This window comes from Sorangium sp. So ce131 (genome assembly GCF_051519095.1).
GTDB lineage: Bacteria > Myxococcota_A > Polyangia > Polyangiales > Polyangiaceae > Sorangium.
On the sequence record NZ_CP150455.1, the window covers coordinates 366,050 to 379,226 of the forward strand.

At 68.9% G+C, this 13,177-nt stretch carries 9 protein-coding genes; 4 read left to right on the plus strand and 5 right to left on the minus strand.

All coding sequences use genetic code 11. The features are described 5' to 3' along the window. Positions 1–128: 128 nt before the first annotated feature. Positions 129–695: a hypothetical protein gene (locus WMF43_RS01475; protein WP_437676902.1), complete on the plus strand. Its 567-nt coding sequence runs from the start codon at positions 129–131 to the stop codon at positions 693–695. Positions 696–919: 224 nt separating this feature from the next. Beyond that, positions 920–2,599, plus strand: coding sequence for a carboxylesterase/lipase family protein (locus WMF43_RS01480; RefSeq protein WP_437676904.1), 1,680 nt, complete (start codon positions 920–922; stop codon positions 2,597–2,599). A gap of 88 nt (positions 2,600–2,687) precedes the next feature. Here the strand turns inward: WMF43_RS01480 and WMF43_RS01485 are convergent, their stop codons facing one another. Beyond that, positions 2,688–3,434: a CPBP family intramembrane glutamic endopeptidase gene (locus tag WMF43_RS01485; protein ID WP_437676906.1), complete on the minus strand. Its 747-nt coding sequence runs from the start codon at positions 3,432–3,434 to the stop codon at positions 2,688–2,690. A gap of 661 nt (positions 3,435–4,095) precedes the next feature. Between WMF43_RS01485 and WMF43_RS01490 the strand changes: the two genes are divergently transcribed. Next, positions 4,096–6,507: a cellulose binding domain-containing protein gene (locus WMF43_RS01490; RefSeq protein ID WP_437676908.1), complete on the plus strand. Its 2,412-nt coding sequence runs from the start codon at positions 4,096–4,098 to the stop codon at positions 6,505–6,507. 137 nt (positions 6,508–6,644) lie between these two features. Here the strand turns inward: WMF43_RS01490 and WMF43_RS01495 are convergent, their stop codons facing one another. After that, complete coding sequence (locus tag WMF43_RS01495; protein WP_437676910.1) at positions 6,645–7,559, minus strand: OmpA family protein; 915 nt, start codon at positions 7,557–7,559, stop codon at positions 6,645–6,647. A gap of 259 nt (positions 7,560–7,818) precedes the next feature. Then, a complete protein-coding gene (locus tag WMF43_RS01500) occupies positions 7,819–9,015 on the minus strand; it encodes an FAD-dependent monooxygenase (RefSeq protein WP_437676912.1) in 1,197 nt (398 codons plus the stop codon). Between the two features lie 519 nt (positions 9,016–9,534). Between WMF43_RS01500 and WMF43_RS01505 the strand changes: the two genes are divergently transcribed. Then, entirely contained in the window at positions 9,535–10,629 is a 1,095-nt protein-coding gene (locus tag WMF43_RS01505) for a family 16 glycosylhydrolase (protein WP_437676914.1), read from the plus strand. A gap of 39 nt (positions 10,630–10,668) precedes the next feature. Here WMF43_RS01505 and WMF43_RS01510 read toward each other — a convergent pair whose 3' ends face one another. Together WMF43_RS01510 and WMF43_RS01515 are read right to left on the minus strand one after the other, a co-directional pair. Next, positions 10,669–12,345, minus strand: a complete 1,677-nt coding sequence (locus WMF43_RS01510; protein ID WP_437676915.1) for a DEAD/DEAH box helicase — start codon at positions 12,343–12,345, stop codon at positions 10,669–10,671. Between the two features lie 178 nt (positions 12,346–12,523). Next, a complete protein-coding gene (locus WMF43_RS01515) occupies positions 12,524–13,120 on the minus strand; it encodes a DUF4291 domain-containing protein (protein WP_437676917.1) in 597 nt (198 codons plus the stop codon). Positions 13,121–13,177: the final 57 nt, after the last annotated feature.

The window sequence follows — 13,177 nt, forward strand, 5'->3', positions numbered from 1 at the left end:
CCTCGGAGAGGAGGCGGGGACGGCGCGGCTCCCGATGAGGGATCACGGGAGCGCCTGGCTTGGAAAGGGCTGCATCGCGAGCCATCTACGTTTAACGTACGCGCACCCTAAACCCGGAGGAGGCGACGATGACGACACGGACCTGGTTGATGGCGCTCGCGATGCTCACGGCGATTGGATGCGGGGGCGAAGGCGACGGCGGCGGCGACGAGACAGAGGGCCTGCCCTGTACGGGCGCAGGATGTACGTGCGCAGGGGCCGACTGTGAGTGCATGGCGGGCGACGATTGCAAGACCGAATGTGGTGCGACGGCGTGTTCGCTCGACTGCAGGGCGGACGCCAAGTGCCAGGGCAACAGCGAGGGAGCGCTCACGCTCACGTGTCTCGATACGAGCGATTGCAAGGGCAGCGGCGGAGACGGGAGCGTGATCTCGTGCACGCAGGCGTCGAGCTGCGATCTGAAGGCCGGCGCCGGGGTCACGGCGAGCTGCGGCGATGAGGCCGCGTGCAAGCTCAACCTGGGCGCAGGCGCCTCCATCCGCTGTGCGCAAGGGAGCACCTGCGATCTCAAGTGCGACGCGGACTGTGTCGTGGAGTGCGTCGAGGCGGCGCAGTGCACGGTGAGCTGCGGCGCCGACGCCACACCCGGCGTGGAGTGTCCGGACGGACGCCTGGTATGCGGCAGGGAGTGCTGAGGAGCACGCGCTCCGCCTGGCTCGGATGAGCATGAGCCAGGCGTACCGCACCCCCGAAGAGCGCGAAGCGCGCGAGTCCATCGCCGCCATTGATCGCGCCAGCCAGCTCAGCGTGACGTTCTTCGACACACCTGATCCCCCGCGGCTTGCACAGGCGAGAGTTCTGGAGTTTCCTGTCCGCGAAAGGACGAGGCGCCGAGCCCCTCGGCGCCACGGAGACGTTCATGGCCAATCGTTTGTCATTTTCGCACGTCATCCTCCTCGGCCTGATCGCCGCTGCCTGCGACTCAGGTGATCCCGCTCCCGGCGGCGGCGGCGCTGGCGGCGCCGGTGGTGCTGGCAGCGCCGGTGGTGCTGGCGGCGCTGGCGGCGCTGGCGGCGCTGGCGGCGGCGAGCCCTCCTCCCCGGTCGTCGAGACCGACAAGGGTCCGGTGGAAGGCTCGGTTGTCGGCTCGACCCGCACCTTCCTCGGCATCCCCTTCGCCGCGCCGCCCACCGGGGAGCTGCGCTGGAGACCGCCCGCGCCCCACGAGCCGTGGACCGAGCCGCGAAAGGCGGTTGAAGCAGGCCCCGCCTGCTCGCAAACAGGGCTCCTCGATGCGGAGCTCGATCCAAGCTCGCAGGAGGATTGCCTCACCGTGAACGTCTGGACGCCGGAGCGCCCGGCGTCCTCGTCCTTGCCCGTGCTCGTGTGGATCTACGGCGGGGCGTTCGTGAACGGGAGCGGGACGCTCCCCGATTATGACGGCAGGGTCCTGTCCGAGAGGACCGGCGCGGTGGTGGTCACCTTCAATTACCGCCTCGGCCCCTTCGGGTTCCTCGCGCTCCCCGAGCTCAAGTCAGAGGATCCCGATCACCCCTCGACGGGCGCGTACGGCCTCGAGGATCAGCGCGCGGCGCTCGAGTGGGTGAAGGCCAACATCGCCGCGTTCGGCGGGGATCCGGGCAAGGTCACGCTGTTCGGCGAGTCCGCCGGCGGCATCAGCGCCTGCATGCACCTCGTGTCTCCGAGGAGCCAGGGCCTGTTCCAGCGCACGATCATCCAGAGCGGGCCGTGCGACACCGCGATGGACGAGGCGACCGCCGCCGCGCAGGGGGAGCGGCTCGTCGAGGCGCTGGGCTGCACGGACGCGCCCTCGGCGCTCGAGTGCCTGCGCGGCAAGTCGACCGAGGAGGTCACGGCCGCGCTGCCGGGGGACGCCGATCTCTTCTTCGGCGGCGGCCCGCGCTGGTTCCCCGTCATCGATGGCTGGAATCTCCCCGACATGCCGAGCAAGCTGCTCAAGGCCGGCAGCTTCGAGAAGATGCCGACGATCCTCGGCAGCAACGCCGACGAAGGCACGCTCTTCGCTTTGAGCGGGGCCGCCGGGTCCGTCGCCGACGACGCCGGGTTCGAGGCGCTCGCCGAGCGGATGGTACCCGGCCACGGCAAGGACGTGGTGGAGCTCTATCCGAGCGCGACCTACGGCTCGGCTGCGGCCGCGCTGACCGCGGCGCTGGGCGACTGGTTCTTCGTGTGCCCGACGCGCCAGGCGGCGCGCGCGATGGCCGGGGCAGGCGCGGCGACCTACCTCTACCACTTCACCTATGCGCCCAAAGGCGCCCTCCTCGAGGGTCTCGGGGCCTTCCATTCGGCCGAGATCAAGTACGTGTTCGGCAACCCGGGCCAGCTCCTGCCCGAGCCGCTGACCCAATCCGAGTTCGTGCTGTCGCAGTCGATCATGGGGTACTGGTCCCGCCACGCGGAGAGCGGGGATCCGAACGGCGGAAACGCCGCCGAGTGGCCGAGGTACGATGAAGAGACCGACGAGAACATCGTCCTCGATTTCCCGGCCTCGACGCAGGCCGGGCTGAAGAAGGAGCTCTGCGACGCGTGGGACAGCTTCGCCGCAGGAGCCCCCTGACCGCGGGGCGCTTCTAGCCTGACACGCGCTCGACGCGGTACCCCATCTCGTACGTCTCTTCCTCCGCGCCGGCGAGAGCCGACGGCGGTCAGAGCCAGCCGAGGACGGCCCAGTTGAGGAAGTGAGCGACCGAAGAGGGGATGGTGGAGCGGGATCGCTCCCGGGCGATGCCCCAGATCACACCCCATCCCGCGATGCCGGCGAAGACCGTCGGCGAGAAATCGGCGTGGTAGGCCGCGAAGATGATCGAGGTGACGCCGATGGCGACCGCGGGGGAGAAGCGCGCCCGCAGCGCCGGCTGGAGGTAGCCGCGGAAGATGACCTCCTCGCCGAACACGACGTGGATGCCCACCAGCAACATGAGCACCCGCTGCCGGACGCTGTACCCGGTGACCTGCTGCCAGGCCTCGCCGAGCGAGGTGTCGATGTTGTCGAGGCGGAACGCGATGTAGAGAAGGCCGACGGCGAAGACCCCCACGCCGAGCGCGAGGTTCCGGCCGAGGCGATCCCGCGAGAAGCCGAGGTCGCGCCACGAGACGCGGGCCACGCCGTGGAGGAAGGCGAGCACGAAGACCACGGAGAGCGCGGTCAGGATCACGTTCTGGACCAGCTCGGGCGTGCTCCCCGTCCGCCGCTCGTCGCCGCGATCCAGCGCCGGCTTGAGGATGCCGTAGAGCACGGCGCCGAAGAGGAGCATGCGCAGCGCCACGAGGCCGAACGCCCAGGAGATGTTCTTCCAGCTCCCCCAGGCCCAGCGCGGGGCGGGGAGGTGATCCGGGAGCCCGCCAGCGGGGCCGCTTGAACGTACGTCGTCGTGGGATGCCGTCTCCGCCATGGATGCCTCCGTCCGGCCATGGACCGCGCACACCCCCCGAAGTTCCGCGCCGCGTGGGGCAGCCCGCCTGCGCCTTGCGTCGCCCTCGCCGCGCCCCGCCGTCGCCGGGCGCGGCGGCTACCCCGCATGGCCCGGCGAGCCTCCAGCACGGATTCGACGCCACGGCGGCGGGCGCGACAGTGCACGTCCGCCGCGACGCGCACGTGAACCGCTCCCGCAGGCGTTGATGATCGTCAGCGGCATTCGCGATCTCCGCCCAGGCGCTCGCGCGGGCCATGGCCCTCTCGCGAAGCGCACGAATGAACTTCAGGCTTTTTTACATTACTTCACAGGATAGTTTTTGAAATTGAACCAATGAGATGACAGCGGATGGCAGATACCGAGCGTGGCGCGCCCATTGACGAGGAAAAAGTTCGCGCCTAACAACAAGGGCGCCCGGTGAGCCGCGCGCGTCGCCGCTGAATCACGGCGCCGCGCGTGCGCGTCGGGGCACTCCCGACTCTTGTCATCCGGTGAGCCCGGAAGCCTGATTGGTTCGAGTGGTAACGGAGCTGCGTGACGCAGAGGTTGCATCGTCGCCCTGCCGAACGAGGCGCGACGATCGGACGCTTCATCACCAACTTGGGTAAGATCTATGCACAACTTCCAGAGCAGATGGGACATGTGGGCGGCCGCTGCAGCGCTGGCGCTGCTGCCGGCATGCAGCGACGGCTCGACGGAGCCGATCAGCACCTCGCAGGCCGCGCTGCAGGGCGCGAACGGGATCAACGCCGATCTCGTGATCGACTCGCAGTGGGGTCAGGGTTACTGCACGCACGTCGTCGTGAGCAACCAGCACCCGAGCGCGACGACGGGGACGTGGAGCGTCGGGCTCAACGTCGGCCCGGGCGCCATCTTCTCGTCCTGGGACGGCACGTTCAGCGGAAGCACGGGTCAGATCACGGTCACCCCTCAGGGCAATAACGCGGCGATCCCGGCCTCGGGCAGCGTCCAGTTCGGCTTCTGCGCCAGCATCCCGAGCGCAGGGATCCAGCCGGTCGTTCTGTCGGTGAGCAGCGACCTGCCGCCGATCGGCAGCGGCGTCGCGATCGCGGAGTACAAGTTCCCGGCGGCGATCGACTCGCTGGTCAGCCCTGATTACGAGACCGAGCTCTGGGCGTCCTTCTACCGCCCGTCGAGCCTCGAGGCCGGCCGGCAGTACCCGCTGCTCGTGTTCATGCACGGGAACCACCCCACGTGCGGCACGGGCGAAAACCCCCGTTATGACAACAACAACCAGTATGCCACGACGGGGACGTGCCCGGCGAACTACGTCGTCGTCCCCAACCACCGCGGCTACGACTACATCGCCGAGGACCTCGCCGCGCAGGGCTACTTCGTGGTGTCCATCAACACGAACCGGGGCATCCATGCCGCCTCGGGCACGCCGAGCGACGAGCTCGTCATCGGGCCGCGCGGGCGCCTGCTGCTCCGCCACCTGGAGCGGCTGAGCCGCTGGGACAGCGGGGCCGAGGCGACTCCCCCGGAGCTCGGCGTGGATCTGCTCGATCGCATCGACTTCGACCAGGTGGGCCTCCTGGGCCACTCGCGCGGCGGCGAGGCCGTGCGGTTCGCCTACAACGAGTACCGCCGGACCGGCAGCCCCTGGCCCGCGCTGATCGAGAGCCCGGTGGGCATCCGCGGGATCTTCGAGATCGGCCCGACCGATCAGGGCCAGAACGGCCAGCTCCTGAACGCGGACCAGACGGCCTGGAACGTGATCCTGCCGGCCTGCGACTGGGACCTGAGCAGCCTGCCCGGGCTGCGCCCGTTCGATCGCATGCTGCACATCGCCGAGCCGACGCCCTTCTTCAAGTCCTTCTATCACGTGTGGGGCGCCAACCACAATTACTACAACAGCGAGTGGCAGATCGCGGACGGGAACAGCGGCGGGATCCAGGGCTGCATCGACCATGAGGAGCTCTTCGATCCGCTGGAGTACGGCTCGCCGGAGCAGCGCGAGACGGGTCGCTTCGCGGCCGTCCAGTTCTTCACCGCCAACGTGGGCGCGGAGCGCGACGAGGCCGCGAACGCCCTGTTCGACCCCGCCTTCCCCTTCCCGAACGTCCCGTACCGCGTCCGCCGCGGCTATCATCCGGGCGGCGACTCCACCACCAGCCTGGTGCTCGAGGATTTCATCAATCCGACCGGCACGAGCTCCTACGGTCTGCCGAACACCACCGGCGGCACCATCTCGGTGGATCACATCGCCCTGACCGGACACGACCCTTCGCACACGGTCGCCTGGATCCACGACGTGGTCCCGGGCAGCTCGACGTTCTTCCAGTCGAACTGGTCCTCCGTCGGCACGGGCTTCGATCTCACGGGGTACGACTACCTCGATCTCCGCGCCGACCGCAACTGGGGATCCGACCCGACAGAGGTATCGTTCCTGGTCGAGCTCGTGAACGCCGACAATAGCCGATCGAGCGCCGTCTCCATCGACGACTTCCTGGAGCTCGGTCCTCCGCCGCGCGGCGGCATCACGCAGCCCACCGCGCGCATTCCGCTGTCCTCGTTCAGCGGCGCCACGCTCGCGTCGGTGCGCGGGGTTCGCCTGACCTTCACCACCTCGCTCAACGGAAACAGCGTGTACCTCGCGAACATCCGCGCGACCCGCGCCACCACCGAGACCCTGGCAGCCTTGGGTCGGCTCGCCCCCGTCGCGTCGAGCGCGGCGCCGCCGAGCTCCATCGCGCGCCCCGCCGACACGACCCTCCTCGAGCCGCGGCGGATCACGGCCGGCAATGTCATCAAGAGCGTCAGGAGCAGCGGTCCCGACACGGTCGAGCTCACGCTCACCAGCGACGAGTTCTTCGACCTCCGCGCCACCAACCTGGTGCTCACGGTCGGCGCGGAGCGAAGCGCCCAGTCTCGCCATCCGAACGGCGATCTCCACACCGTTCAGTTCCAGCTCCCGCGCGCCGCCTTCGACCGCCTCGCCGTGCAGGAGTCGGTGAGGGTCGACTACGGCGCGGGCTCCTCCGTGGTCTGGGACTTCGGTCACCTCGACAAGGCGGCGCTCGCTCGCTGAGCCGACGACGGCGCGCCCCCGCCGGCATCGCGGCCGAGCCGGGGCGCGCCGCCCGCGTGTGACTTCCGTATCAGCCCAGCGGCGCCGACGGACGAGGACGGGGCGGACTCGCCCGGCGGCGCCGGCCGACCGGTCAGCTACTTCGCGGTGACACGCACGGCGACGCGGCGGCTCTTGTCTTTGCACTCCTCCGTGCCGCTGGCAGCGCAGATCGGGTGTTCCTTGCCTCCGGCATCGAGCCGTGGCGCGGCCACACCCAGGCGAACGAGCTCCTTCTTGACGGCCTGGGCGCGCTCCGTCGAGAGCTTCTTGTTCGCTGCGGCAGGGCCCGCGGCGTCCGTGTAGCCGCCGATCGTGAGCTTCACGGTCGGGTAGGCCTTGAGGATCTCGAACACGTTCTGGAGCTGATCTTTGGCTCGCTCTGCATCCAGCTTCGAGCCGCCGCTCGCGAAGAGCTGGCGATCGAAGTCGAACCAGGTGGTCTTGTCGACTTTCCGCTTCGGGTCCTCGATGAGCTCGATCAAGCGTTGCTCGACGCCGCCCTCCGCGGCCTTGACCTCGTAGCCCGTGGGGAGGACGCGGGCGAACGACGCCGATCCCGCGTCGGGCGCTTTCGGCCGGAGCGCGGCCGTCCGCTCGAGGGGCAGCAGCTGATGAGACACCTCGAGGCTGACCCGATCGATCTGACGTATCTCGTCCGCCGTCTCGGCGATCTCTTTCGAGACCTGCTGCAGCTCGTCGCCCTTCTCCGCCTGCAGCGCCGCGTCGAGCCGGCCCGACAGCCACGTGAGCTTGGCGCCGGTGACCCCCAGGACTTCTTCCGCGGTGAACAACTTCCCTCGCACCTCGCCGAGGCCGGGCAGGTCCGGGGGCAAGGCCTCGATCTGCTTGCGCATGTCGGCGAACTTCGTCGTGAGCCCGCTGAACTGGGTTTTGAGCCCCTCGTAGGACTGCTTGACCGAGTCTTTGCTTGGCGCGACCTCCGTCTTCTCCGGACTGTCCTTGCGGCATCCCACAAGCGACCCGGCGCCCAGCTGAAGACCGATCAGCAACGGGACTATCCGCAGGTGAGACCGAACGAGCACGTGTCCTCCTTCGAGTAGAATCGAAATTTTCTAGGCCATGCCCTCTCGACGTGATCAGCCCTCCGGGGCCGCCGACCGCCGCCTCTGCGTGGAGCGCCTCGAGCTCCGACCAAACCCCGTCGTGCCGCCCCGGTCATCGTGGAAATGCAGCGTATCCGACGGCTGGTCCGCGTTGTCAAGGAGGGCGGCGGCGGCGTCGACCGCGCCACCGCCCTCGGCGCGGCGTTCAGCCTCGGCTCGCGTAATCGGGGAGATCGATGTTGTCGGCCGGCGAGGCGCCGGGCCGGCCCTCGAGGCGCTGCACCAGGGGGCTGGACGCGAGCCGAAGGACCTTTTGGAGGATCGTAATGCCGAGCCTCGTCTTCGGGTGCGCGAGCCGAGGGACGCCCGGCGGGAGCTTCTGGGCCTGATCGACATAGGGGCGCATGAGCTTCTCATAGGCCGCGAAGGCGTCCCGATGGTTCGAGTGCCGCGACAGCTCTCCCGCGAGCACGTAAGCGCCGACGAGCGCGAGGCTCGCGCCCACGCCGCTGACCGGCGACGGGCAGTACGCAGCGTCACCCACGATCGCCGCGCGGCCGTGCGACCATCGCGGCGCCATGACCTGGCTGATCCCGTCGAAATAGACGTCCTCGGCCTCAGCCAGCCCCGCAAGTACCCGCGGTGATTCCCAGCCGGCGTCGGCGAAGACGCGCATGACGAGCGCCTTCTGCTCGGCGGCGCTCATCCTCTCATAACCTCGCGGGGGCGCCAGGAACCACAGCGACGCCCGGGTGGTGCCCACGTTGTCCGGGCGCAGGATGATCGATCGCGAGCCGGGCGCGTGGTACCAGCGGGCCCAGGCGCTGTCGGACGGACCGCGGGGAATCGTGAAGTAGCTGCCATAGAGGCCGAGCGAGCGAATCCTGGGCTCATCGCCGACGATGAACGTGCGGGTTCGCGAGCGGATGCCGTCGGCGGCGACAACGAGGTCGAAATCGCGCTCGGCGCCGTGCTCGAAGGAGACCGTCACCCGGTCGCCGTGCTCTCGGAGGCCCGTGATCTGATCACCGAAGATGTACTCCGTCGTGTCTCGGGTGTGGTTGTAGAGGATCTGGGCGAGGTCGCCGCGAAGGATCTCGAGCTCCTTGGTAAACCTGCCGGTGTCCGCTTTCCCCGCGGGGAGCTCGGCCTTGGTCACGTCGTGCTCGTCGACGAAGCGGAGCCCCAGCTCCCCCGTGTTGGCGGCTCGGATGTCGCCTTCGATGCCCATGCGGCGCACGACCTCCCGCGCCGCGCCCGTGACGTCGATGTTCTGCCCACCGAGCCGGAGCGCGCGGGCACGCTCCACGATGACGGGTCGGAGCCCGTAACGCGCAAGCCAGAAGGCGAGGGCGGGGCCGGTGATGCTCGCGCCCGAGATCAAGACAGTCTGATTTTTCACGGATGCTTGGTTCCTCTCTCTCACTCCGCGCGAAGCGTCAGCGGCGTGACCGCCCCCGTGGGCCAGCCAGGGCCACGGAGTCCGTACTCGGGACATGAACTCATCGACGCGGCTCGGGGGGTCGCGTCGCGTAGTCGGCCGGCGCCACGGTCGGATCGTCGGTGATTCTGCCGGCCACGCTGTCATCCGTACCACCGATCCCTGCGTGAGGCTATCCCACGGCCGGCTGCTTGCGCGCGACCCGACGAGGCTCTTCGACGAGGTCTGCGCTCGCTGCGAGAGCGACCGGCTCTGCTCGGGCTGATCGCACCGGGGTGATCGGCTCATCGCTCCTCGCGCGGCGAGGTGACCCTCGCCCACAGCGCGAGGAGGACCTGGACCGAGCAGGGCAGCGCGCCGCTCGCTCGCCGGAGTGAGCTCGACGAAGTGGAAACGGATGATGGCCTTCCGCGTGAATATCGTTCATGTTAACGTTCACATCGGAGGTTCGTTATGCTTAGAAAATTCCATGCTGGCTGGATGTTTGCCGCTGCCTCGCTGGCGCTGGCGGTGAGCTCGACCGCGTTCGCGAAGTCTTACAAGGGAGCCGAGGTCTACTCGGCCCAGAGCCAGCTTCATGGTCGCATCGAGATGCGCATGCGCATGGCGCGCGGGAGCGGCATCCTGTCGACGTTCTTCACCTACAAGAACGGCTCCGAGATGTCCGGCGCATTCTGGGAGGAGATCGATATCGAGGTCTTCGGTAAGGACAACGCCCGGAGCTGGCAGTCCAACATCATCACCGGGATGGGTACGAGGGAGACGTCGGAGGAGGTGCACACGGCGGACGTCTCCCTCGCGGACGGCTATCACACCTACGCGCTGGAGTGGACGCCGGACTACGTCACCTGGAGCGTCGACGGGAGAGAGATCAGGAGGTCGACGGGCAATCAGGTGGCCTCCCTGAGGAACCCCCAGTCCCTGCGCTTCAACATGTGGTCCTCCGAGTCCGCCGAGTGGGTCGGACCGTTCGATGATTCCGTCCTCCCGCAGCACCAGTTCATCAACTGGATCAAGTACTATAGCTACAGCAATGGAAACTTCGAGCTCGCATGGCAGGACGACTTCGACTCCTTCGACACCGCGCGGTGGAGCAAGGGGGACTGGACGTTCGACACCAACCGCGTGGACTTTGACCCGCAGAACGTGACCGTGAAGGACGGCACGCTGGTGCTGTCGCTGACACGGGAGGGGCAGACCGGATTCAACGGAGATGTGCCCCGCGATGAGGACACCGGGCCAGGCACGGGCGGGGCGGGGGCGACGACCGCCTCCTCCGGCGGCACGGGCGGGGCGGAGGCGGCGAGCGCCTCCTCCGGCGGCACGGGCGGGTCGGGGGCGGCGACCGCCTCCTCCGGCGGCACGGGCGGGGTGGGGGCGGCGAGCGGCTCCTCCGGCGGCGGCGCGCCGGGCGAGGGAGGTGGGAGCGGCGGCGCAACGCCGGACGAGGGGTCCTCCGACGAAGGGTGCGGGTGCGTCGCCGCCGGAGCCAGCCCCACGACAAGCTCGTGGGCCGCGGCGCTCGTCGTGGGGCTTTCCGCCCTGGCAATGCGACGGCGCCGGAGCCGTGGCTGAACCGTCCCTCCATCGAGCTCTCCTCGACGGGGGGAAGGCTCATGATCCTGGCGCGGTGACCCTCGCCCACACCGCGAGGATCATGGCCTGTTCCATGGTCCTCGGCGGGGGGTAACCCCTCGGGGGCTCGGCCGGCAGGGGCACCGAGGGCTTTCCCCGGCGCCACGGCGCGTCGCGGCGCGCCGAAGCCCCGGCCGCGGGGCCGCGGCGCGCGACCTCGTAATCGACCGCGGCCACCGCCTCCTCGAGCGTGGAGAAGCGCTCGACCAGCTTGCCATCCAGGAGGACGTGCCACCGCTTCCCGCGACCGCCGCGGGCAAGGACGACGACCTCGCTGATCGCGCCGGGCTTCCGCTCGAAATGGAGCGCGAGGCCGAAGCGGCCGAGAGAGGCCCACGCGTTGCGCGAGATGGCCAGCACCTCGGGGTCGACCCGGAGGCTCAGCGGATCGAAGCGCGCGGCGCGCTCCTGGATCTCGCGCAGCGTGATGCGGCCCGCCTCGACCTCGAACCCGGGGTAATCGAAGGTCACCTGCCGGTAGAAGCGGCTCGCCTCCGCGGCGTCCCTGCCCTCGAGATCGAGGTCGCGGGGCATGCCGAAGAGCGAGGGGAGCGTGCACAGCTTGAGCGAGGAGAGGTCGACGAAATCGAGGATGAGGCAATCCTTCTTGCCCGGATGGAGGCGGGTGCCGCGCCCGACGCACTGGGCGTAGAGCCCGTCCGAGCGGGTGGGGCGGGCCATCGCGACGCAGGAGACGCCAGGGTCGTCGAAGCCCTCGGTGAGCACTGCGACGTTGGTCAGGACCTGGACGCGCTCTTCCCGGAAGTCGGCGAGGATCCGGCCGCGGAGGTCGGAAGGCATGTCGCCGTGGACGTAGGCGGCCCGGACGCCGAGGTGATTGAGCGCCTTCGAGAGGTTCCGGGCGTGCGCGACCGTGACGCAGAAAGCGATGGTGCGGCGGTCGCGGGCGAGCTCTTGAATGGAGCGGGCGACGAGCGCATTGCGCTCCTCCAGGTCGACGGCCTCCTCGAGCTCGTCCGTGGCGAAGTCGAGGCCGCCGGCGTCGAGGCGGGAGAGGTCCGTGGCGGTGGCGACGCGGTAGCCGGTGAGGGGGGCGAGGTAGCCGTCCGCGATCATCTCGGGGAGGGTGCGGCTGTAGACGATCGCCTCGAAGACGTCGTCGAGGCCTTTGCCGTCTCCGCGGGCCGTCGTCGCGGTGAACCCGAGCAGGGTGCCGGTCCACGCGGGGTCGAAGGCGCCGAGCTGGCGCAGGACGCGGCGGTTGTCCTCGGCGGGGGCGTGGTGGCACTCGTCGTAGATGACGAGGCCGATATCGCGGCCGCCGGTGACCTGCTCCAGCCGCTTCTCGTGGAGGGAGCGGATCGAACAGACGATGACGCGCGCGTCCGACGAGGCGCGGAGCTCGCCCTGCTCGACGGCGACCGCGGCCTGTCCGCCGAGGGCGCGCTCGATCTTGTCCTTGGCCTGGAAGAGGAGCTCTTCGCGGTGGGCGAGGACGAGGACCTGCCGCCTGGCGAGGCGGGCGAGATGGGAGAAGATGACCGTCTTGCCAGCGCCCGTGGGGAGGCACACGACCATGCGCCGGACGCCGCGCCTGCGGGCCGCGAGGACGGCGTCGATCGCGGCGCGCTGGTACGGGCGCAGGGCGGGGGCGCCGGGGCCGGTCGGTGCTGAGGCTGTCGTGGGGCTGGTCATGCGCACTCTACCCTTTCCAGACCGTCTTGTTGTCGAGCTCCTCTCTAGTCTGGTTGTCAGAAGTCTTGGCAGGGATCACGACGAGAAAAGAAAGATTTTAACGCAAAGGCGCAAAGGCGCAAAGGCGCAAAAATACAGAGAAAATTCTGGTTTGCGCCTTTGATGGAATCGCGCTTCGTTACAGGTCGATGAGCAGCCGCCTGGCGACCGTCTCGTCAACGGCGTAGGGCCTCTCGCGAGGCAGCAGCTTCGCCGCGCTGTCGGTGTGGCCGGCCTGCATCTGCTGGTACATTTTCCGGACCAGGGGAGTCCGATCTTCGATGGCGACGACCCAGCTCTCTGCGTACTCGCGGATGAGATCGCGGCCGATGCCGACTTGGATGCTGTAGTAAGGCAGCGGGCCGCCTCGGAGGTTGCGCTCGGTGTCCCATTGAATGTGCACCTTGGCCTCGGCGAACGCCTTGCTCCACTCGTCCGGCGAGCGAAACACCGTCGCTTCCGGGGAGGTGAGGACGGCGAGGGAGAGCGCCCGCTCCCAGCCAGCTCGCCGGACGCGGACGGCGAGGATCCTCTCCTGCCCGGCCTTTCGTCCCCAGTTGCTGCGGTGCATGAGCCAGAGAAACGACGGCTTGATCCAGGTCATGCGACCGAACGAAAACGGCGCGACGAAGCGCTGGGCGGCGAGCGCGGGCTCCGCGATCGCGGGCGCATAAGCCTGGTACATGACGATGGTCTCCGCATCGTAGTCCGCTCGGATCTCGTGAAGCTTCGGCATGTGGTCCACTCTTCGCGATCGCTGGGATCCGACGGGAGACTATCCCATGGGATCGTG

Coding starts and splice junctions, on each gene's coding strand:
- WMF43_RS01475 (WP_437676902.1), top strand. CDS start 129: ATGACGACACGGACCTGGTTGATGGCGCTCGCGATGCTCACGGCGATT.
- WMF43_RS01480 (WP_437676904.1), top strand. CDS start 920: ATGGCCAATCGTTTGTCATTTTCGCACGTCATCCTCCTCGGCCTGATC.
- WMF43_RS01510 (WP_437676915.1), bottom strand. CDS start 12,345: ATGACCAGCCCCACGACAGCCTCAGCACCGACCGGCCCCGGCGCCCCC.
- WMF43_RS01515 (WP_437676917.1), bottom strand. CDS start 13,120: ATGCCGAAGCTTCACGAGATCCGAGCGGACTACGATGCGGAGACCATC.
- WMF43_RS01490 (WP_437676908.1), top strand. CDS start 4,096: ATGTGGGCGGCCGCTGCAGCGCTGGCGCTGCTGCCGGCATGCAGCGAC.
- WMF43_RS01505 (WP_437676914.1), top strand. CDS start 9,535: ATGTTTGCCGCTGCCTCGCTGGCGCTGGCGGTGAGCTCGACCGCGTTC.
- WMF43_RS01485 (WP_437676906.1), bottom strand. CDS start 3,434: ATGGCGGAGACGGCATCCCACGACGACGTACGTTCAAGCGGCCCCGCT.